Consider the following 20,178-nt stretch of genomic DNA (forward strand, 5'->3'; position numbering starts at 1 on the left):
CAGCAGAGCGGAAAAAAAGAGATAACTGCCAATGGCGAAAAATTTGGACATACCAGCCCTTCTAAATACTATTGGAGGATACAAACCTGGCGCGCCGTTGGATAAATTCATTGGCGAAGCCATCTTCCCTAGTTTTAAGAATCTTGAGCCCGGCACTCGAATCGTCTTCGACTTTCCTTTAACAGCTTTAGTGGGAGCCAACGGAAGCGGCAAAAGTTCCATACTGCATGCGCTTTGGGGAATGCCTCGTGGGTCTAGCACCGCGAGGTTTTGGTTCTCAACAGCGGTCGACCCAATCTCTGATGGCGGAGACAACGGTCTGCCAAGATATATTTACAAGCATTGGGTAAGAGAGCTGAACGGTTATGTTGAGACAAAGAAGGTACGAGGTGCAAGACGTGCTGACTATTGGGAGCCTGCCCGCGCTTTGAAAAGCGACGGCATGAATCCCATGCCAACAATGATAGATAGGGACCGACCGTTTCGTTCTTCCTCGCGATGGAATCCGACAGTGAGGGACGTTCGGTATATCAATTTCAAATGCGAATTCAGCGCATTCGACCGTTTTTTCTACTTTCCAGATCGTAGTCAAACACACCAGCAGCGGCTGTCGGAAATCCTTAAGGGTGCTAAAAGGCTCGCGCGGGTTATTGATGGCGACCGTCAGACATATTCAACTGGTGGCCATCCGGCGGTGTTTGAGAACCGAGAGCTTGACCCCGAGGAATTAGGCTGGGTTAGTTACATTTTGGGTCGTGAGTACCAAAGCGCTAGATATGTATTGCACAGGTTGTATGGCTTAGTTGAGGCACCTACTGTAGTGTTTCAACGTGCAAATCTTACCTACTCTGAGGCGTTTGCGGGAAGTGGCGAGCTGGCAGTGGTGCGCGCCGTCATCGAACTTTGCGCGACTCCTAATCTGTCGCTTGTTCTTCTTGATGAGCCAGAAACTTCGCTCCACCCTGGCGCGCAAGAACGATTGCTAGGATTCCTACTGGAGATGATTAGGACCAAGCATCTACAGATTGTCTTGTCTACGCACTCTCCAACGTTAGTCAACCTTTTGCCAAAAAAGGCGGTGAAAGTATTGGAAGAAAATCAACTTGGACAGGCTCGTGTGGTGGATGCGTCCCATCCACAAGTCGCCTTTAATAGATTGGGGTATGTTGCGCACGGGAAGTTGACTCTTGCCGTCGAGGACGAGTTGCTTCGGTCCCTCGTCGAAATGGCTATGCGAATGTTGGACCCAGGTGAACAACAAGCGATTGAGCTCTACGTTCCTCCTGCCGGGGCCGATAATATACTTACGAGTGTGGTGCCAACTTGGCTCAGCGACAAGCGGGATGCCTATGTAATTATCGACGGTGACCAAGACCCAAAAGTACCGTTGCCGGACCCTGACAATATGACCCCAGCCGAAAGGAAAAAACTTGGTGGACGTATTTATGAACTGTTTAAGGTCAAGCCCTTGCACGTCAAGGATGGTCATGAGGAGCCCGCATCTAGTTATGTTAAATGGCTTTCGCGTCGTGTCCGTTACCTTAGTGCAGTGTGCCCTGAGCAGGTGTTGCTCGAAGCGCTAGTTGGTGAGGAAAAAGCTGCCCCTAGCGCCGATAATAATAAACTCGCTAAAGAGGCCTTGATTAGCGCCTTGATGACCGATGGACATCCCACAACAGCCGACGCTTTGAAAGTTGCGACAACATTCATAATAAAAAATGGTGGCGTAAAAAATAAACACATACTCCATCTAAAGGGAATCCTTCAGGAATTCTTGGCTGACCACTCCAATCAGCAGTGATTGATTCTGCATCTGGAAAGCCGGTATTTGCGGTCGTCCCGGCTGGATCAAGGCGGTGTGAAGACTACGCTTGCAAAATCGCTTCATCGCCAGCAGACAGCAAACCACGTAGCGTTTTTGAAGCGGCCTGATCCTCTTTCAGTCAAAGGCTCCCGACTTCGACTCTTTTCACCTGTTTTCGAAAGACGATCGCGATGTTGCAGGGATCCAGGAATGCCCAACAACACCGCATGCAGCGGGGGAATGTCGCCAACTGTTCTGGAATGTCTCGATGTCTATGGGGCGGAAATATCAGACGGGCGAGACTGCGAAGATATCCTGTTCGACAAGAAAAGTGATAAGGGGCAGCGCAATCCCGTTTGTTCGCGACTTATCGGGCAACGTCGAATTTTTTGCTTCACCATCTATGCGGCCTAACTCATAGATGGTTATCGAGTTGTTTTGCCTTCGAGGTAGTCAAGACATGCCTCAGCGGCCAACAGAGATGTGAATGTCAGCCCCCAACCAAAAGAAATAGGATTTAGCCCAGTATGCATGCGCTTGGGGAAGTGGCGCATGTTGCTGGAATGGTAGTTGCGCTCACTTATTCGCATATCAGGTTGTTTGTAACGCTGGGAATCGATACCGGAATCAGGATAAGCGATCAACGCGGTTTCTCCAGTGCTCGATGTGAGGTTTAGATAGATGGGCAGCCCGCAGCCTATTTGATACCCGCGTTTCTTGCTCGTTTCGTGGATCACGCTATAGCCGCGTTGAAGCAGTAGTGCTTCAATTTGATCGATACGTACGGTCATTTGAGAAAATTTGAATGGCTTGTGGCCGAAAAAGTTCTTGTTCGAGCGCAAGAATGTCGCCTAGGGGAGGTCTGCACAACATACGCCATTGCGAGAGTTGACGGCTAATAATTCACATGACGATACCTGAAGTAGTCCGTCGCGGAGAAGTTTCAGCATCTGGAACTTCCCCGCACAGACTAGACCAGCTGCGCGACCTGGCTCACCAGACTTGACCGGGTTTCGTCCAATTGCTGGGCATTGGTTTTTGCAGACAGCAAGCCCGCCTCCTTTCGTCCAAGGAAATACGCAATTCGTTCCGCATTTGCTCCTGACGGATGTGGAAGTCCCGCGAGAATTTTCGACTCGTCAATCAGGCCTTCCTTTGCCAGCCAAAGCAGCGCTTCCAGAACCTTCGGGCCGAGCGGCAGATAGACCGCATTTCCAAGGGCGCGAACTTCTTCGCCAAAGTGATCGAGCAACTGCTTGCGCAGGAATCCGTTCTTTGTCATGTTCGGTGTGCCGTTGTAATTCTCGCCATCCATAAAAATCGGGTGTCTCAGCGCCGAGGTGGTCTGCACCAGATCCGACCTGCTCGAAAACAGCTGGTCACAAGTGGGAATGCCAAGCCACTTTTGCAGACCGATGTGATCGAGCAAGCCGACCAGATTCGGTCGCATCGCCCCGCTGAACGCGCCGGTTCTCTTCGCCGCAATCAGTGCCTGCTCAAGGTTCGCGCCCGCATGCAATTGCTTCTTTGCTTCTCTCATTGCGTTTATCCACTGAGTGAATCCGGGCGTTATCCCTACGATCACGATCTTTGCAGTCTTATTTACAAAGTCGAACGGGATGTAGTAGCTGGAGAGGCCGGCATCGCGGTCAAGAAGGAAGCTGTCGGGAATCTGGCGCGCGTTCGTGATGCGATCGATGTCAAGTGAACGAATGCTGTCTGCGTATTGGGAGAAGAGATGTTTTTCCATGGATCCTTTTACTTATTGTTTTGGATGGTTTGGTGCTCAATTACCAGTGCTTGAATGGATTGCGCCGATGGGGGCTGGCGGCGGAGGGGGCATTCTCGGCGTGCGCAGACCATGGGCGGCTGAATGCGATTGCGATCATGCCACATTGGTACGACGGGCGATGTCGCATGATCAGATCGCCGAATTGAGGGCAACCTCGATTTCCATGCAGGCCAGCCTGGCATTGATGATGATGACTTATATTGAGTCTGGCCCCGATTCCTACGATTCCTATATGCTCAACGTCCTTGCAGCGAGGTGCGACGTCATCCCGGCATCGTGACCTTGGATTCTGGTGAGGCATGGAATTGGTCACGACAGACCGGAATGACCGGTCACAATAGACAGGAATCGGTGGTCACGTTGGGCCGGAATACCGACCCACTCAAATCAATCCTAGTGCTCTTCGCACCTTACCGTCCGCCTTCGCCGTATTCCACTTCCATTGCCCCTCATGGACGGTAAGTAGACACTGCTCAAACCAATATCCCATGTGAAATCTTGCAGAAGCGGGTTGCTGCGTGATCGGAATCAGGCGCGACAGTTCAGGCTCCTTGCGAATGCCAGCCACAATGCGTTGCGTGTCAATCCTATGGATTGCAACTCGGCCCGTGGAGCGTAGGTAGGAGACCAGGTTGTGGTCTCCATTCCCGGCGCGCATCTGAGCGTGGTGGAAGTTTTCGGGACCCGCGCGGAACATGCGGTCTGAAGTCTGAGCGCCGACATAGAGCCTCTCTTCGTCCCCAAGACTGGCGAGTTTGGCGCCATGGGGCACGGCAATGTAGGTCCACGCCTCGCCAGCCGCGCACTTGGGCTGGTGTCGCCTCGACATTATCACCGGCTGATTCCGCAGACCGCGCGCTTTGTAGTCATATGTCAGGCTCGGGTGTACGCCCTCGAGTGTTATGTAGTGCTCGAAAAACGGAGCGAGGAATTTGAGCGGATCAGGCAGATTCATATTTATTCTTCAAGGGAGGAATAAGGAAGGACGCAAGGTGCTTTTTTCGCAGCGAGCAAGATCCCGCGCTCGCATCGGCCCGACTAAACGAGCCGTGCAAATTTTTGCTATTAACTGCAACCGGATATCAGACGAGATCAGCTTTTCACTCGCTGGAGTCGGTGTGCTACCGTGATGACTTTTCCTTCATTACTGACGATGGCGTAGCAATTCAAATGCTGCTCTAGAAGGCTGGCAAGTGGGCCTGCATAGGCGCGAATTCGCTTCCGGGAAACTTTGTCAAAGTACCGCGTCACTGCTCCATGACCAGCTTGTTCCTCCGCTCCAAATTCAATTAAAAGATCAACGATGAGCGGTGGGATACCCCGCTGTTGCTGACGTATTGCCGTGTGCTTCGAGATGGCGACCATTTTTCTCCCCCACTTTCAAAGTCGTTCCAGTGCCTGTTCTATTCCGAGCCTTTCGAGCTTTTGATGAAGGGCGAATGTCGCCAGAACGAAAGCTTTAGAGTCTAGTTCCAAAAGTGCAGCCAAGGCGGCGAGTTCATCTTTGTTGAACTCGAATTTCCCCATCTTCAGATCGACGATCTTCGCCGTGGTGACCCATGGAATTTTTGTGCCGGCGGTATCCGGAGAGAGGTTTTTGCTCGCAAGTCGCCCCTCAAGGTAATGAGCTAAGTCATCTCCTGAGGAGAAGCCTATTTGGGGGAGGTCACGATCCAAGGTTTTGTCGACTTCAACAGTCGGTTTGAACCCGCGCCGCGAAGCGAGCCATTCCCGTGCATCCTCCACGCGTGCATAGGTGCCGTTGCCATGGTTGAATGTTTTTAAGTGATTCTTCACCTTTGGGTTGGCAGCGTTACGAACGCTCTTCTCGTCCATGCCTGCCAAGAGCGCGATGTCATGCAATTTTATTATTCCGATTAACGTTGGCAATAAATCGGCTTGATCGATGGAGTCCTGCATGTCGGTAACCCCATCTTCTGAGTCCAAGATGTGTCGGGCGTGCGCGATTTTGGTAACGTAAGAAGATAGGCGGATGTCAAAATCCGCGTTTTCCTCGAGTAGTGGGAAGGAACTCAAGCCATCTACGAAATTGATCGTATCCTCCGCATCAGACCAGTCCGAAAGAGATTGGCTCCGGATGCCATTTATTCCGTAGTCATATAAATCGCATAGGGTGGATGTCACACGAAGTCGATCTATGTCGATCCTGTCGACGGGCACGTCACTAATCCGGTCGACACCCAATTCTTTTTTGTCTAATCCCATTAGTCCGAAACCTGAGTCGGGGAGGTACACGCGTTCCAGCACATTAGCCAAACCGACCATGTACCCGCATATCTCTTGCCTGAGGTCCCTAATCGTGAAGTGTTTCATTATTCCTCAAATGTCTCATCGATGGAACCAAGTCTACACTAGTCTGCGGGACTGTCAAGGGTGTCGATGAGGAATGTATGGAATAAAGTGGAATTCCGATCGGCATTAATCGCCTTTGTGGAGTCTGACCCGGATTCCTCGCGTGTTAAACTTTTCGCTAACAATTTTGTCTTACGCATCTGTGTTTAAAAAATGCTTGTAAGATCTCCTCTCATCATGGATCTTTGAGGGGGCAATAGCGATGGTGGAGGTACTGATGGAAGCTGACAACAAGCAATTCGGTTCGCTCACGTTCCGGGCACCTTACGAGTTCGTTGAAGAGACCAAGCGCATGGCCGGGGACAAGCCGATTTCGCAATATCTCCGCGAGGCAGTGCGCGAAAAGAATGAAAGGGAGATGGCAGAGCGCATCCGCTTCCTCTCCCGGCGCCTGGCGCAAGAAAGCGCCGAGATTGCCGAGGAGTTTGACGACGCGGCAGGAGACGGCCTTTGACTCGGTTGAGGCGGGGTGAGATCTGGCTCGTCGACCTCAATCCTCAATCGTTCAAGGAAGAGCCCGCCAAGCAGGGGCGTCCCTGCCTCGTGGTCCAGACGGACCTGCTGAATGACGCAGGCCACCCGACTACGATCATCATTCCCGGCACATCGAAGGTCTATCGCGACCGCCATGGCGATGGCTATCCGCTGCGTGTGCCCATTGGTCGCGCCCAAGGGCAAGGGGAGCTAACGCGGGAAACCGATCTCCTGATCGACCAGGTGCGAGCTATTTCGAACAAACGCTTCCTGGGAGACCAGCCGGTGGCGACGATCTCGCCCGAACATCTTCGGCGCGTGCAAGACGCGCTACGAGTCATCCTGAGCATTTGATCTGATCCCAGCAGCTCTGAATTTGTGTGGCGAGTCTCGCTGTCCCGCGGAACAGCCCGGCATTGATCACCCTTGTCGAGCCTTCCCCGAACCCCTTTGAATCTGGCACCATACCCACCCGACACTAAGCCCGAAGGAAAGCGTTTTGGAAACCGTAGCCGTAATCGACTTCGAGACCACCGGCCTCAATCCACAATGGGGCGACCGCGCGACGGAAATCGCGGTGGCGCTTGTTCGTGACGGCACGATCGTCGACAGGTATCAGAGCTTGATGAATGCTGGCCGGCGCATTCCAGCAGACGTGATTCGCCTGACGGGCATCACCAACGAGATGATTGCCCGGGCACCGGATGCCGCCAAGGTGATGAGCGAAGTCGCCCGCTTCGTTGGCAAGCTTCCGATGGTGGCTCACAACGCCGGCTTCGACCGCAGGTTCTGGGATGCGGAGCTGGAGCGTATTTCAGCCCGGCGAGATCAGTCATTCGCCTGCACCTTGTTGTTGTCCCGGCGGATCTATCCCGCCTCACCCGACCACAAGCTCGGGACCTTGGTCAGATTGCTTGGCTTGCCCGTAACCGGGCAAGCGCACAGGGCAATGGCTGATGCAGAAATGGCCAGCAATCTCTGGTGCCGGATCCAGGCGGACGTGACCAAGACTTATGGCGTACGCGACATAGGGCATGAAATGTTGACCCGAGTGCAGGGCACGCCCCGCGCGAAAGTGCCAAAGGTGATTGAGAATTGGGGTCAGTCTCGATTTTCCCGCAGTCCAGCCAGGAGTTGATGACCTATGCCGAGTGTGACCCCGATTGCGGTCAATCTCGTTATGGCATAGTATGCCAATGTCATTGATTCCAGATGCGAGGGCCCCATGCCAACCCGAAATGTCGTCCTTACCGATCATCAAGCCGCCTTGGTCGAGCAGCTTGTGAGCTCCGGCCGTTACCAGAACGCCAGCGAAGTTTTGCGCGAAGGCCTGCGATTGGTCGAGCGCCGTGAGTCCGAGGACAAGATACGTCTGGCGGCCTTGCGCGACGCAGCCAATGTAGGCATTGCCGACATCGAAGCAGGTAATTTCCGTAGTTTTGACTCCGCGGACGCGCTTGCACAGCATCTGGCGGAGTTGACTGACAAAGCTATTGGTTCCTGATGGGCAGGGATGCCTGGACTGTTCGCCTTTCGGCGTCAGCTGAGAGGGATTACCGTCAAATTCTGCATTGGACTGTCGAAAACTTCGGGTCCATTCAGGCACGTTCCTATGCAGGGATCGTCTCGGCTGCCATTGACTCACTGACCGCGGGTCCCGAAATTATCGGCGCTAAAGTACGCACGGAAATCGGCCCCGATATCCTGACACTTCACGTTGCCCGAAATGGACGCAAGGGCCGCCACTTCATCATCTTCCGGGTGGAACGTGGTCCCGAGCGCAAGAACATTGAAGTGCTTCGCCTGCTGCACGACAGCATGGATCTGGAGCGTCACCTGCCGCCGACTACATCCAGTTGACCGTTGTCGATTAATGGGGTCTCGATTTCCCCGCGGTCCAACCGGGCGTCGGTGACCTGATTCGTGACTTGATTCGTGACCCAATTCGCGACTTAATTCGAGTCTGACCCCAATTCCAGTGCCTTCCGCCGGGCAAGATGCCGTTCCCAAGCCCCCGGATTAACCAGGTTCTTCGGCCGTTCCCCATACAGGATTCGTAAGGCCTCCAGCACGCACTGTTCGCCTATGCGGGCATGAGCATCCAGCGTGTTGCCCGCCAGATGGGGAGTGATCAAGGCGTTGTCGGCGCGCATCACCGCGTCACCCGGCTGCGGGTCTGCGTCTTCGTACACGTCAAGGGCAGCGCCGGCGATCCTGCTTTCATTCAGGGCGTGAATCAGAGCTGGCTCTTCGATCACGCCGCCGCGTGAGGCATTGACGACGCATGCGGTGGGCTTCATGCGGCCAATCAAGTCCGCATTGAGCAAGTGGCGGGTGTCTTTCGTCAGTGGCACGCATGGCACCACAAAATCCGCCTCTGAAACCAGCGCTCCCAATTCCATGTGGCTTGCCCAGTCGGGCAATGAATCAGGCTGTCGGGTGCATACGGCCACCTTGGCCTGGAAGCCGAAATGGAGGATGTGTGCCAGGCGCGATCCAATCGCACCGAAGCCGATGATGCCGACCATGCGGCCGCTCAGGTCGGCGCCTTGCAGGCTTGCCGCACGCGCCTTTGCCCACCCGCTTTGCCGTATCAGACGCTCGGCACGAGCCGGGTTACGGAGCAGGTTCAGCATCTGCATCACGCAAAATTCCGCCACCGAATTCGAATTTGCGCCGGGTACGTTGGCGACCAGAATCCCGTGCTCGGTCGCGGAATCGACCGGAATGAAATCCAGGCCGACGCCGTGGCGTACCACGCCAAGCACCTTGGGGGCGTGCCTGAAAATGTCCGCGGGCAGGGGCGCCCGGACAATAATGAGGTCGGCATCGGCGGCGCTCTTGCGCAAGGTCTCCGGCGTGGAATCCGGCGCGATGCTCACATCGGCGAAGCGCTCAAGGCCGGCTCTCGTGGCTGCGGACACGGCGTTGGTAACCAGGACTTTCCAGGCTGCTTTCATGGCCATTGCCAATGTCCTTGTTGATTCATCCGATACCAGCGATTCCTGCGAGTCCTGCGATTTCTGCGAGCCCTACGAGTGCGCGCCGTCCGACGGCAGTTCGGCCAGTTCGATCAGGCAGCCTTCTGTGCCGGCCGGGTCGAGGAACGCGATCCTGCAACCGGCATGCCCGATTCGCGCTTGCTGGTCCAGCAGGGGCACGCCCTTTGCCTTGAGCTCCGCCAGGGCTTCATCGATGTCTTCGACTTCGAAGCAGATGTGATTGAGGCCGCCTTTTCCTTCTTCGATCAATTTGGTGTACTTGCTGTCCGGTGTCAGGCCGGTGATCAACTCCACCATTGATTCGCCAATCGGGTATAGCGATAATTTCAGGCGATTCCTCTCGGACACTTCCATGCCAGTCATGGGAATTCCCAGGCAGTCTTCCCACAGGCGCCTGCTGGCTTCAATGTCCTTGACCACTACGCCGACGTGCTCGATGCGCTTTATTTTCATGAGGTTTCTCCAGAGTTCATTTTGAGCCGGCGGCCGGCTTGCTTGTCATTGCCGCTGGAGTCCCGATGCCTTGACCAGGGCTTCATAGCGGGCGATGTCCTCACGCAGGAACTCCGAGAATTGCTCCGGGGTGCCGCCGACTACATCGAGTCCCAGTTCGCCAAGTTTCTTGTTCAGGCTGCCGGTGATTGCCCGCTGGACTTCGGTATTCAGTTTTGCGACGACTTCCTTCGGCGTGCCTGCCGGCGCAGCAAGCCCGATCCAGCCGCGGAAATCAAATTCCTTCAGGCCGGCCTCGGCCATTGTCGGCACATCGGGTAGGGCAGCAAGCCGTTGGGTCGAGGTCACTGCCAGCGCGCGCAGCTTGCCCGCTTTGACCAGCGACACCACGGTCGGCACCGTCTCGAACATCAGGTCAACCTGGCCACCTACCAGTGCCGTGATTGCCGGTGCACCGCCCTTGAAGGGCACCTGCATGATGCTGGTGCCCGTCTTCATCATGAACATTTCCGCCGCCATGTGATTGGAGGTGCCGCTGCCCGAGGATGCGTAGTTCAGTTTGCCGGGCCTGGACTTCGCCAGGGCAATCAGCCCGGCAATGCTGTTTGCGTCGAGAGCAGGGTGCACGACCAGCACATTGGGCTGATGGGCAACCATGATGACCGGGGCGAAATCCTTGATCGGGTCATAGGGAAGCCTGGCATAGACGTGGACGTTCGATGCCATGGCTGCAGAACTTCCCATCAGCAGCGTATAGCCGTCGGGTGCGGATCGGGCGACGTACTCGGTACCGATGTTGCCGGAGGCGCCGGAACGATTTTCGATCACGAAGGCTTGCCCCAGGCTCTCGCGCAGCTTGTCGCCCACCAGTCGCGCCACCATATCCACGCTTCCGCCGGGTGGATAGGCGGCGACAATTCGCCCGGGCTTGGCCGGGTAGCCCTGCGCCATCGTCAACTGGCAACAGACCGAGAGCAGGGCCGTCATGGCGAAATTCAGAACCGTTCTTCTACCAGCCATCTCTTTCTCCCTTGGGAAAAAATCTAACCTGCAATTCGACGCTGCAAGTCGAACCTGCAAGTCGATCCTGCACGTGGATAATGCACGTGGACAATGCACGCCACTCTGCCAAAAACTGCCGCCGCGTGCGAGCTCACTTCAGATTGGAGTACGCAGTCGGGGAAAGAAGGACGTTCTCGACATGAGAAATCAGGGCGCCATCCTTCTCGGTCTCGGCTTTCACCTTCAGCCATTCGGGGTCGGCACTGACCGTATGCCATAAGTGTTCGCGATCTTCCCAGCTTTCCCATTGGAGCATGTAGTAGAAATTCTGGTTGTTGGGGCCGACCCGAACCGTCCAGAAGCCGATCGGGCGAATGCCGATACGCTCCCAGATTTTCAGGGTGTATCGCTCGAATCGTTTGCTCAGGTCCTGCACGCGGCCTGGCAGGCAATGATAAATGCGCAGTTCATGGATCATTTGTTTGTCCTGTGTGTTCTATTCCGGTTTAGCAGCAGTGACCTGGATTTCTATCAGGCATTCGGGATCAGCCAGCCTGGCTTCAATGCACGCGCGCGCGGGTAGATTCTCCGCATCCACCCATGCTGTCCACACCTCGTTCATCGCTGCCCTGTTGCGAATATCGGTCAGCCAGATCGTCGCGCTCAACAGGCTGGATTTGTTCGTGCCACACGCCGCCAGCAGGCTGTCCACGGTCGCCAGGATTTCCGCGGTCTGCTCCCGAACGCCAGTGGACCGGTCTTCAGCGGTAAGGCCGGACAGGTACACGGTGCCGCCATGTTCTACCGCTTTGCACAAGATTTTCTTTGCTCCGTGCCGGACAATTTTCGTCATCGTTTTTACTCCAGTCACTCCAGTCACTCCAGTTATTTCATTGTCCTGGATCAGGTCGCTTAATCTGCCGCCGCGCCGGAATCCTTGACTACCTTGGACCACTTCAGCATCTCTGAACGGATGTGTGTCGCAAACTCGCCGGGCGTACTGGACATCACCTCGAAGCCCTGGGCTTTCAGCTGGTCCCGGACTTCGGGTTTCTGCATGTGCTTGGTGATTGCGCCATTGAGCTTCTGGACGATTTCCGGCGGCGTACCTGCAGGGGCCAGCACGCCATACCAGGTGCCGACTTCATACCCGGGCAGGCCGGCCTCGGCAATAGTGGGGACTGTCGGCGCCAGTGGCGTGCGGCTGGATGCGGTCACGCCGAGCGGCGTCAGCTTGCCGCTGCGGATATGCGGCAGGGCGACCGGCAGGCCGACAATGGCCAATGGAATGTGGCCGCCGAGCTGGTCGTTCAGAAGCGGCGTGGCGCCCTTGTAGGGCACGTGCGTCATCTTGATTCCGGCCATGGTGTTCAACAGTTCGGTGGCCAGGTGTTGGGGCGAGCCGATGCCTGCCGAGCCAAAGCTGATTTTTTCGCGCTTGGCCAGCGTGATCAGTTCGGGGACCGTTTTGGCGGAAAGCGTCGGGTGCGCTACCAGGATCAGGGTCGAAGACGCAACCAGCGACACCGGCGCAAAGTGGTTGGCCGTGTCATAGGGCATCTTCTTGTACAGGCTGGCGTTGATGGAGTGGGTTCCCACGTTTCCCAGCACCAGGCTATAGCCATCCGGGGGGGACTTGGCAACGTTGTCGGAACCGATGGTTCCCCCCGCGCCCGGCCGGTTGTCCACCACGACTTGTTGGCCCAGGGCGTCGGTGATCCCTTGTCCGACGATCCTGGCCAGCACGTCTGAAGGTCCGCCTGCCGGAAACGGCACGACCATGCGGATTGGTTTCGACGGATACGCGGCGTCGGCAATGGCCGCGCCGGTGAAGCCAGCCAACAACCCGGCGGCAGCCGCCATGCGCAGGTAGTCCAACAAGATCGACGAGACTTTCATTTCCATCCTCCTGATGCGGTAAGCGGGACTTCCAGCGCGGGGTGGCTTGGTTGCAGGCTTGCTTGCACGCTTGCTTGGTTTATTTATCTATTTATTTACTTACTTGCTTGCTCGCTCGCTCTCGCTTCCAAAGCCGCCGCCACCGGCTGTTTGCATGACAACGCGATCGCCTTTTTTCAAAATCCAGTGTTCTGCCGGATCAATCGGATTGCCGTTCAAGTACAGCCCGCCGACTTTTCCGTTCTCGCCGCCGAACAGGCCGCGTGGCGCCGAGCGGTACCTGGTCATGATCATCGACGCCATCATCGGTGTTTCGCCGCAGGCTTCAATCTCGAAGTGCAACCCGTCGCCGCCACGGTGTTTCCCAGCGCCGCCGCTGCCTCTGCGGATGCTGCGATCGATGACCCTGAGCGGGGCCATCTGCTCCAGGATTTCGATCGGTGTGTTGGAGAGATTCGAGGGAAACGACAGCATGCTGTGGCCATCGCGTTCCTGCATTGCGCCCTGGCCCGCATTCATGAAGTTGACCGCCGCATACGGCCGGCCTCGATCCGATCCGGTGACCGTCATGGACGAGTTGGACGCACCCTCGGCAAGAACCCGCTTGGGAACCACTTCTGCCAGGGCCATCATGATTGCTGGCACGGTGAGCTGGCCGACCATGCTGCGGCCGCCACTAGCTGCCGGGTAGCGCGGGTTCAGGATCGATCCGAGCGGCGCCGATGTGGTGATCGGCACGAAGCTGCCGTCGTTGTTCGGCACCTCATGGCACAGCAAGGCTTTCACCGCGTAGGCCGAGTACGCGAAGGCGTATGCCGGCACGACATTGACTGCGCGCGGCACCTGCGCGCTCGAGCCCGTGTAGTCGATCGAAATGGTGTCGCCCTTTACGGTGACTGCGCATTTGATATGAATGGGTTCTTCAAAGCCGTCATGCTCGCTTTCGCCGTAGTACGTGCCGTCCGGCACCGCGCTGATAGCCCGCCGCAGAGCGGACTCCGAGCGGCTGCGAATTTCGGCGCTCAGGCTTTCCAGGTCGATGTCGCGCAAGAACGTGGCCAGCCTTTCCTCCAGCATCTTGCTGGCCGAGATCTGCGCGAAGATGTCGCCGAGCGTCTGGTCAGGCACACGTACGTTGCGGCCTATCATGTCCAGCAAGCCCTGGTCCGGCGTGCCGGCATTGATCAGCTTCACGATCGGAATCTGCAGGCCTTCCTCGAAGATCTCGCGATTGCCCGCATTGCGCATCCGTCCGCCGATATCCGGCACATGACTGACCACCGCCGCAAACGCTGCCAGCTTGCCTTCGTGAAAAATCGGCATCGCGGTGCTGACATCGTGGATGTGGCCGGCGCCCATCCACGGGTCGTTCGTGATCATCACGTCGCCCGGCTTCAGGGTCTCCGCCGGGAACTTGGCGAGGAAGTGCTTCACGGTCGCCGGCAAGGTTCCTATGAACGAGGGAATCGATGCGCTGGACTGGGTAATCGAGCGGCCCTGGGGGTCGGTCAGGATCACTGCAAAGTCGTTCGCTTCGCGAACCAGCAGTGAAAACGAAGTGCGCACGAAAGCGGCCGAGGCCTCGTCCACCATGCTGACCAGCCGCTTCCAGTTGATCTCCAGCGAGATGGGATCGAACGATGTCTGTTTCATTCGAATTCCTTGATTTCAATAAGAATCGTGTAGTCCTCGAGCACCTGCACATTGGCGGCTACCGGCACCACCAGCGTCGACTCTTTTTCTTCGAGGACGAGCGGGCCGTCAAGCCTGGTGCCGGGCATGAGCGAGTAGCGGTCATAAATCGGCACCGGCTTGAAGCACTTCTTCAATGGCAGATAGATCTCGCGCATGCCTGGGGCTACGGTGCGGGATTGCGTGCGCGTGTCGCCCCAGCGGAAGGGGTGGTCTTCGATCGGCGAGCGGCCTGTCAAGCGCCAAGTCATGACCTGGGGAACGGCATTCGGTACGACGTTTCCATACAGTTGCCGATATCGTTGTTCGAAGTTGCCGATCAACTCGCTGGCAAATCCGGTGGACAGTTCCTGCCATGGCAAAGTCACTGGCACGTTATGCCCCTGGCCCGCGTAGCGCATCTCGGCACCGATAAACCAGTCCAGGCCAAGCCGCGGCGCACCGGCCGAAGCGAGCTCGGCCTCGGCATCTTTTCGCATCGTTCCAAACACCTCAGCCAGCGCCTGCCATTCGACGTCGGCGACCAGGGTCGGGTTGGACCATGAGCGGTCGACGCGGGCTGGCGCAGCCAGGAATCCCAGGCACGAGCCCGCGCCGGCGGCGATCGGTGCCAACACCTTCGGGATTTGCAATTTCCGTGCCACTTCTACCGCGTGCACCGGGCCGGCGCCACCTGTGGCAACCATGGTGAAGCTGCGCGGATCGTGCCCCTTTTCTGCGATATGAACGCGGGCTGCAGCAGTCATGTTTTCGTTGACCATGCTGCAGATTCCCCACGCCACTTCAGTCGCCGTCATCTTCATTTCGGAGGCCAGGTCTTGCAGGGCTGCCTCGGCCAGATCGCGGCGCAGCTTCATCGTCCCGCCCAGGAAGTTGTCGGCGTTCAGATAGCCCAGGAACAGGTCGGCGTCGGTGACAGTGGCATGGGTGCCGCCCCCTGCGTAGCAGGCCGGACCCGGTACCGAACCCGACGACTCGGGGCCAACGTTCAGCAGGCCGAAATCGTTGATGTGGGCGATCGATCCGCCGCCTGCGCCAATTTCAATCAGGTCAATGCTGGGGATCAGGATGGGCAGGCCAGATCCGCGCTTGAAGCGGGAGACACGCGAGCATTCAAAGCTGTGCGAGAGCAATGGCTCGCCACCGACGGCGACGCAGGCCTTGGCGGTGGTGCCGCCCATGTCAAAGGCCAGTATTTCGTTGATGCCATGCTGGCGGGCTGTATTGAGTGCGGATAGCACGCCGCCGGCAGGGCCCGACTCCAGCAGCAGGATGGGATTGTCGGCAGCCGCCTGCCCGGAGGTAAAGCCGCCGCTCGACAACATGATCCGCAGCCCGGCACCGGTGGCCAGGTCATTCACCCGGTCCGCCAGCAGTCCCAGGTATTCGGTAACCAGCGGCTGCACATAGGCATTGCACACCGTCGTCGACATCCTCTCGTACTCGCGAATTTCTCTCGCGATCGAGGACGAAATCGAGACCGCCATTTTGGGAAATGCCTTCCGGATCGCCGCTTCGACCTGACGCTCCTGCACATCGTTCACATAGGAATGCAGAAGGCAGACGGCGATGGCTTCGACGTCCATGTCGGCAAGGCTGGCAAGCATGGCGTCGATGACCTTGTCATCCAGCGCCTTGACCGTGTTACCCCGGACGTCCAGCCGCGCATCGACTTCGATGATCAGCTTCTGCGGCACCAGTGGGCGGGGAATTTCCAGGTTCAGGTCGTACATGTCGTAGCGCCCCTCGCGACCCATCAGCAGGACGTCGCGCGTTCCTTTGGTGACGACCAGTGCGGTGCGGGCGCCCTTGCGCTCGATCAGGGTGTTGGTCACCAGCGTGGTGCCGTGAACCATCTCGGCGACATTGGCGTCCACATCCATGCCGGCAGCCGCAACTTGCCTGAGCAGGTCGACAATGACCGTGGTGACTGCGTCACCCGGTGCGCTCGGCGTAGTGAGCGTCTTGCCCACCCAGATGCGGTCGCCGGGTGACAGTACCGCCACGCCATCGGTGAAGGTGCCGCCGATATCCACGGCGAGACGTATGTTTCTGGTTTGATTTTCTTGGTTCACAGGCATCTGCATGGTTCGGTCATTGCGTCATGGGAAAAGGACGGAAGCGAGGGAGACGAAAGCAAAAAAATATGCAAAGAAGAAGAAAAAATCATCTCGAACGGGCTGCCTCAATACAGATAATTTGGCCCGGGGATGTACGGGAACCTCTCTTCGATATCGCCGCGGAGCGTGAAGCCCAGGCCCGGTCCGGTCGGGGCATGCACATACCCGTCCCGTATGTCGAACGGTTCCTCGAAAATTTCGTAGATGAGCGGATTGGGGGCTTGGCTCACTTCGAAGATGAAGCTGTTCGGCGTGGACATGGCGACGTGGATGCTGGCCGCGAACAGCACGCCCGCTGACCAGACATGCGGGGCCATGCGGACACCGTAAGCGGAGGAGAGCGCGGCGATTCGCCTGACCTCCGTGAATCCGCCGGCGATTGCAATGTCCGGCTGGACGATGTCGACTGCGCGCTTTTCCAGCAGGCTCAGGAATGGAAAGCGCGTCGATTCACGCTCGCCCGTCGCCATGGGTACGCTGGTGGCGCGGCGCACCTCGGCCAGGCCATCATGGTTGTCCGGGGAGACCGGCTCCTCGAACCAGGCGACGTCGTATTCTTCCATCCGCCTGGCGAGACGGATGGCGGTCGAAACGTCCAGTGATCCGTGCGCATCGACCATCAGCTCGACGTCCGGGCCGATGCCGCGCCTGGCAGCGGCGATCCGATGGATGGACTTGCGGATGGAGAATCCATCGCGGCCTTCGGCCCTCATCTTGACCGCGGTAAAACCCTTGGCGGCGTAGCCCGCCATTTCCCGCTCGGCTTCGTCGCCCGGGGCCCAGCCGCCGCTGGCGTAGGCGCGGATGCTGGTGCGGCAGGCGCCAAGCAGCTTGTAGACCGGCTGTTGAAGAAACTTGCCCCAGATGTCCCACAGTGCGATGTCGACGCCGGCAATCGCGCACAGCCTTTCGCCCGAGCGGCCGCGCGCCGAGGGATGGCAATAACCACGATGCAGGCTTGGTTCGAGCCTGGAGCCGCTGTACATCTTTTCCCAGAGGCGCTCGATATTGGTCGGATCCTCGCCAATCAGTGCCGGCGCGATTTCGTGATCGATCGTGGCCTGGATCGCTTCCGGGCCCCCATGTGCGGCGCCGATCCCCGTGATGCCCACATCGGTCTCGACCACCACGATCACGTTGTCGTTCTTGACCACCACGCCATAGTCGTTGCGGTGCTGGCGCTCCTTCGGCACGGGGAACGACAGGAGAATGGCTCTGACTGCAGTTATTTTCATGAGAGACCCGATCAACGCAGGGATTTCGACACTGGGCGTGCACAGCGCAGGTATGGCATTCATCGATTGCACGCATCGATTGCATTCTTCGATTGCATGCATCGCATGAAGCGACTTGCGGCGCACATCTTCAACACTGGAATCGAGCGTACTCGCGCGGATTCGGCTAATCTAGAGGCATATTTCTTAGATCAGATATGCCTTTAAAGATATGGCTCAGATTCCTGTCGAGTATTGGAGGCTTTTCGTGCAGGTGGCTGAACTGGGGAGCCTGACGAAAGCCGCTGCACTGCGTAACAAGGCGCAGCCCTTGTTGAGCCGGCAGATCACCCTGCTGGAGCAGAGCTGCGGCGAACGCTTGTTCGAGCGGACCGGGCGCGGCGTCACCCTCACGGAAGCGGGCAAGCGGGTACTGCCCCGCGTGAAATCCTGGCTCAGCGAAGGCGACCAGATCGTGGCGGACGTGCGAGCCGTCGCCGGCGTGCCGATGGGCGTGGTTCGGGTGGGTGTGCTGTCGTCGACATCGCCCATGCTGGTGGGCATGCTCTTTCAGCGCGTTCGAAAACAGTTTCCGGGCATTCAACTCCGGATCGTCGAATCGTCGAGTGGACAGCTGGCCGAGTGGTTGAGGACGGGCCAGATCGAGATCGCCGTACTTTTCCGCTCCGACCGGGAGGGCGGACCGGATGACCATCCCGTTTCGGCCGTCAAGACGCTGCTCGTCAGCTGCGCCGGTGATCCGGTGACCGCATCACCCACCATTGCCTTTGACGCGCTCGATGGCCTGCCGCTGGTTCTGCTGCCGGAAACGAATCATCTGCGGAGAATGGTGCAGCAAGCGGCCGACGAGAGGCGCGTGAACCTCAATGTGGTCATGGAGTGCGACTCCATCGCCGCACAAAAAGCCGCCGTCGCCCTCGGTGGCGCCTATACCGTCCTGGGTGAAAACGCGGTGATCGAGGAACTGAACTCGGGCCGACTGCAGGCATCAAGAATCGTCGCCCCCAGCATCCAGCGGATCCTCACGATATCGCTCTCATCCCACCGCCAGTCAACCCTCGCCTGCAAGGAAGTCGCGGCATTGGTCGAAAATTGCCTGCTGACCCACATGCGACGACCGTGACTATTGGACTATTGGACTATTGAGGTCAGACTCGATTTCCCTGCGTTTTTTTTCAATGGGGTCAGACTCGATTTACCCGCGCTCCAGTCCGGCATTGATGACCTTTGTCGAGTCTGCCCCTAATTCATCCTCCGGCACAATTTCTCAGCAAACCCACCAATCTCCCCCTTCATGACCAGGCGCTCGATCCATCGCTGCGGAATCCCTGACGCGCCATAATGCGCTCCAGCCACCTGCCCGCATATGGCCGCAACAGTGTCCGCATCTCCGCCCAGATTCGCCGCCTTCAGGATCGCATCTTCAAACGTCTGCGTAGTCGCGAAGCACCACAGCGCCGCCTCCAGGCTCTCGACCACATAGCCCGAGCTTCGAATCTCATTCTCCGCCTTGCCCAGATAGCTGGCCTGGGCAATGGCGCGAATTCCCGGCGATTGGTATTCCTGCCACGCATGCCCTTCGAGCACCGATTTCTTGTCCTGCCCATGCAGCGCCCGATGCAGCATCACGGCAAACAAGTCCGTCGCTTCCAGGCATTCGCTGGCGCCGTGCGTGGTGCGCGCGCTTTCCACTGACCTTGTCCTTGTCTCGGCAAGGTCGGAATAGAAGAACATCGGAACAGGAGCCAGTCTCATGAGGCAGCCGTTCCCGGCGCTTCGCGGGTTGGTCGAGCCACTGTAGACCTCGCCGGATTCCTGGAACCGGAACAGTGCTTGCCGGGTAGCGGTCCCGATGTCGAAGCATGAACCGTTGCTGCTCATGTAGCCCGCGGTCATCCAGCGGCAATATCGCTCCATCTGGTCGCGCGGGTCAAACGCGTTCAGCGCCGTCAGGCTGGCAGCAAGGCAGAGCGCCATCGAAGTGTCATCGGTCCACTCTCCGGCCTGGAGCGAGAAGGGGCCTCCGCCTGTCATGTCCTTTACCGGCTTGAAGGTGCCACGCTCGCGGAACTCCACGGTGGTACCCACCGCGTCGCCGCAAGCCAGTCCCAGCAGGCAGCCTCGGAACCTGTCCAAAGTCGTCGTCATCGCATCTCCTTTTTTCTTCTAATGGGGTCAGACTCGATTTCTTTTGGTGTCTGCCGGCCGTTGAAGGCGTTTATCGAACGTAAATCGAGTCTGACCCCAATTCCTTATCCCTTGCCTGGAATCATGCCACGGCATTCCGACAAACGATGTCGCAAGATGATGGGGGTCGACTAACGGGGGCAGA

General features: G+C 57.6%; 22 protein-coding genes. 8 read left to right on the forward strand and 14 right to left on the reverse strand.

All coding sequences use genetic code 11. The annotated features are described in order from the left end of the window. The first annotated feature begins 31 nt into the window (after positions 1-31). Positions 32-1,801 carry an ATP-binding protein gene (locus tag FVE66_RS02585; RefSeq protein WP_151445814.1) on the forward strand — a complete coding sequence of 590 codons (1,770 nt, stop codon included), beginning with the start codon at positions 32-34 and terminating at the stop codon, positions 1,799-1,801. 428 nt (positions 1,802-2,229) lie between these two features. Here the strand turns inward: FVE66_RS02585 and FVE66_RS02590 are convergent, their stop codons facing one another. Beyond that, complete coding sequence (locus FVE66_RS02590) at positions 2,230-2,646, reverse strand: DUF2002 family protein (RefSeq protein WP_151445815.1); 417 nt, start codon at positions 2,644-2,646, stop codon at positions 2,230-2,232. A gap of 128 nt (positions 2,647-2,774) precedes the next feature. Continuing rightward, the gene (locus tag FVE66_RS02595) at positions 2,775-3,554 is read right to left on the reverse strand and encodes a hypothetical protein (RefSeq protein WP_151445816.1); all 780 of its coding nucleotides are present in this window, start codon (positions 3,552-3,554) and stop codon (positions 2,775-2,777) included. Between FVE66_RS02595 and FVE66_RS02600 the strand changes: the two genes are divergently transcribed. Next, positions 3,553-3,876 carry a hypothetical protein gene (locus tag FVE66_RS02600; protein ID WP_151445817.1) on the forward strand — a complete coding sequence of 108 codons (324 nt, stop codon included), beginning with the start codon at positions 3,553-3,555 and terminating at the stop codon, positions 3,874-3,876. The two genes, FVE66_RS02595 and FVE66_RS02600, sit on opposite strands and share 2 nt — an antisense overlap. A 102-nt stretch (positions 3,877-3,978) precedes the next feature. On the opposite strand, the gene FVE66_RS02605 is transcribed toward FVE66_RS02600, so the two are convergent. Beyond that, positions 3,979-4,551 (reverse strand): hypothetical protein, encoded by a 573-nt coding sequence (locus tag FVE66_RS02605; RefSeq protein ID WP_151445818.1) that lies wholly within the window; start codon positions 4,549-4,551, stop codon positions 3,979-3,981. A gap of 425 nt (positions 4,552-4,976) precedes the next feature. Beyond that, on the reverse strand, positions 4,977-5,930 hold the full coding sequence (locus FVE66_RS02615) for a hypothetical protein (protein ID WP_151445820.1): 954 nt from the start codon (positions 5,928-5,930) through the stop codon (positions 4,977-4,979). 256 nt (positions 5,931-6,186) lie between these two features. Here FVE66_RS02615 and FVE66_RS02620 point away from each other — a divergent pair, with 256 nt between their 5' ends. The 5 genes from FVE66_RS02620 to FVE66_RS02640 all read left to right on the forward strand — a co-directional run bounded on the left by FVE66_RS02620 (position 6,187) and on the right by FVE66_RS02640 (position 8,303). Then, on the forward strand, positions 6,187-6,423 hold the full coding sequence (locus FVE66_RS02620) for an antitoxin of toxin-antitoxin stability system (protein ID WP_151445821.1): 237 nt from the start codon (positions 6,187-6,189) through the stop codon (positions 6,421-6,423). Then, positions 6,420-6,797: a type II toxin-antitoxin system PemK/MazF family toxin gene (locus FVE66_RS02625; protein WP_151445822.1), complete on the forward strand. Its 378-nt coding sequence runs from the start codon at positions 6,420-6,422 to the stop codon at positions 6,795-6,797. The genes FVE66_RS02620 and FVE66_RS02625 overlap by 4 nt, the downstream gene beginning before the upstream one ends. 145 nt (positions 6,798-6,942) lie before the next feature. Beyond that, a complete protein-coding gene (locus tag FVE66_RS02630; protein ID WP_151445823.1) occupies positions 6,943-7,581 on the forward strand; it encodes a 3'-5' exonuclease in 639 nt (212 codons plus the stop codon). 87 nt (positions 7,582-7,668) lie between these two features. Further along, positions 7,669-7,947: a type II toxin-antitoxin system ParD family antitoxin gene (locus tag FVE66_RS02635; protein ID WP_151445824.1), complete on the forward strand. Its 279-nt coding sequence runs from the start codon at positions 7,669-7,671 to the stop codon at positions 7,945-7,947. Further along, positions 7,947-8,303, forward strand: a complete 357-nt coding sequence (locus tag FVE66_RS02640; protein WP_151445825.1) for a type II toxin-antitoxin system RelE/ParE family toxin — start codon at positions 7,947-7,949, stop codon at positions 8,301-8,303. The genes FVE66_RS02635 and FVE66_RS02640 overlap by 1 nt, the downstream gene beginning before the upstream one ends. Before the next feature lie 92 nt (positions 8,304-8,395). On the opposite strand, the gene FVE66_RS02645 is transcribed toward FVE66_RS02640, so the two are convergent. The 9 genes from FVE66_RS02645 to FVE66_RS02685 form a co-directional block, all read right to left on the reverse strand. Beyond that, positions 8,396-9,409 carry an NAD(P)-dependent oxidoreductase gene (locus tag FVE66_RS02645; RefSeq protein ID WP_151445826.1) on the reverse strand — a complete coding sequence of 338 codons (1,014 nt, stop codon included), beginning with the start codon at positions 9,407-9,409 and terminating at the stop codon, positions 8,396-8,398. A gap of 66 nt (positions 9,410-9,475) precedes the next feature. Then, positions 9,476-9,898 carry a VOC family protein gene (locus tag FVE66_RS02650; RefSeq protein ID WP_151445827.1) on the reverse strand — a complete coding sequence of 141 codons (423 nt, stop codon included), beginning with the start codon at positions 9,896-9,898 and terminating at the stop codon, positions 9,476-9,478. Positions 9,899-9,943: 45 nt separating this feature from the next. Continuing rightward, the gene (locus FVE66_RS02655) at positions 9,944-10,918 is read right to left on the reverse strand and encodes a Bug family tripartite tricarboxylate transporter substrate binding protein (RefSeq protein ID WP_241672979.1); all 975 of its coding nucleotides are present in this window, start codon (positions 10,916-10,918) and stop codon (positions 9,944-9,946) included. 133 nt (positions 10,919-11,051) lie between these two features. After that, a complete protein-coding gene (locus tag FVE66_RS02660; protein WP_151445828.1) occupies positions 11,052-11,378 on the reverse strand; it encodes an NIPSNAP family protein in 327 nt (108 codons plus the stop codon). 18 nt (positions 11,379-11,396) lie between these two features. Then, on the reverse strand, positions 11,397-11,753 hold the full coding sequence (locus tag FVE66_RS02665; protein WP_151446383.1) for a RidA family protein: 357 nt from the start codon (positions 11,751-11,753) through the stop codon (positions 11,397-11,399). Positions 11,754-11,812: 59 nt separating this feature from the next. Then, positions 11,813-12,799, reverse strand: a complete 987-nt coding sequence (locus FVE66_RS02670; RefSeq protein ID WP_151445829.1) for a tripartite tricarboxylate transporter substrate binding protein — start codon at positions 12,797-12,799, stop codon at positions 11,813-11,815. A gap of 99 nt (positions 12,800-12,898) precedes the next feature. Next, entirely contained in the window at positions 12,899-14,452 is a 1,554-nt protein-coding gene (locus FVE66_RS02675) for a hydantoinase B/oxoprolinase family protein (RefSeq protein WP_151445830.1), read from the reverse strand. Continuing rightward, positions 14,449-16,566 (reverse strand): hydantoinase/oxoprolinase family protein, encoded by a 2,118-nt coding sequence (locus tag FVE66_RS02680; RefSeq protein ID WP_241672980.1) that lies wholly within the window; start codon positions 16,564-16,566, stop codon positions 14,449-14,451. Before FVE66_RS02680 ends, FVE66_RS02675 begins: the two co-directional genes overlap by 4 nt. A 110-nt stretch (positions 16,567-16,676) precedes the next feature. Continuing rightward, positions 16,677-17,846, reverse strand: a complete 1,170-nt coding sequence (locus FVE66_RS02685) for a mandelate racemase/muconate lactonizing enzyme family protein (protein ID WP_161993166.1) — start codon at positions 17,844-17,846, stop codon at positions 16,677-16,679. Between the two features lie 247 nt (positions 17,847-18,093). Between FVE66_RS02685 and FVE66_RS02690 the strand changes: the two genes are divergently transcribed. After that, positions 18,094-18,969 (forward strand): LysR family transcriptional regulator, encoded by an 876-nt coding sequence (locus FVE66_RS02690; RefSeq protein WP_161993167.1) that lies wholly within the window; start codon positions 18,094-18,096, stop codon positions 18,967-18,969. Between the two features lie 119 nt (positions 18,970-19,088). Here the strand turns inward: FVE66_RS02690 and FVE66_RS02695 are convergent, their stop codons facing one another. Beyond that, positions 19,089-19,994 carry an ADP-ribosylglycohydrolase family protein gene (locus tag FVE66_RS02695; RefSeq protein WP_151445834.1) on the reverse strand — a complete coding sequence of 302 codons (906 nt, stop codon included), beginning with the start codon at positions 19,992-19,994 and terminating at the stop codon, positions 19,089-19,091. Positions 19,995-20,178 lie beyond the last annotated feature (184 nt).

This window comes from Lacisediminimonas profundi (assembly GCF_008831265.1).
GTDB classification, from domain to species: Bacteria; Pseudomonadota; Gammaproteobacteria; order Burkholderiales; family Burkholderiaceae_D; genus Lacisediminimonas; species Lacisediminimonas profundi.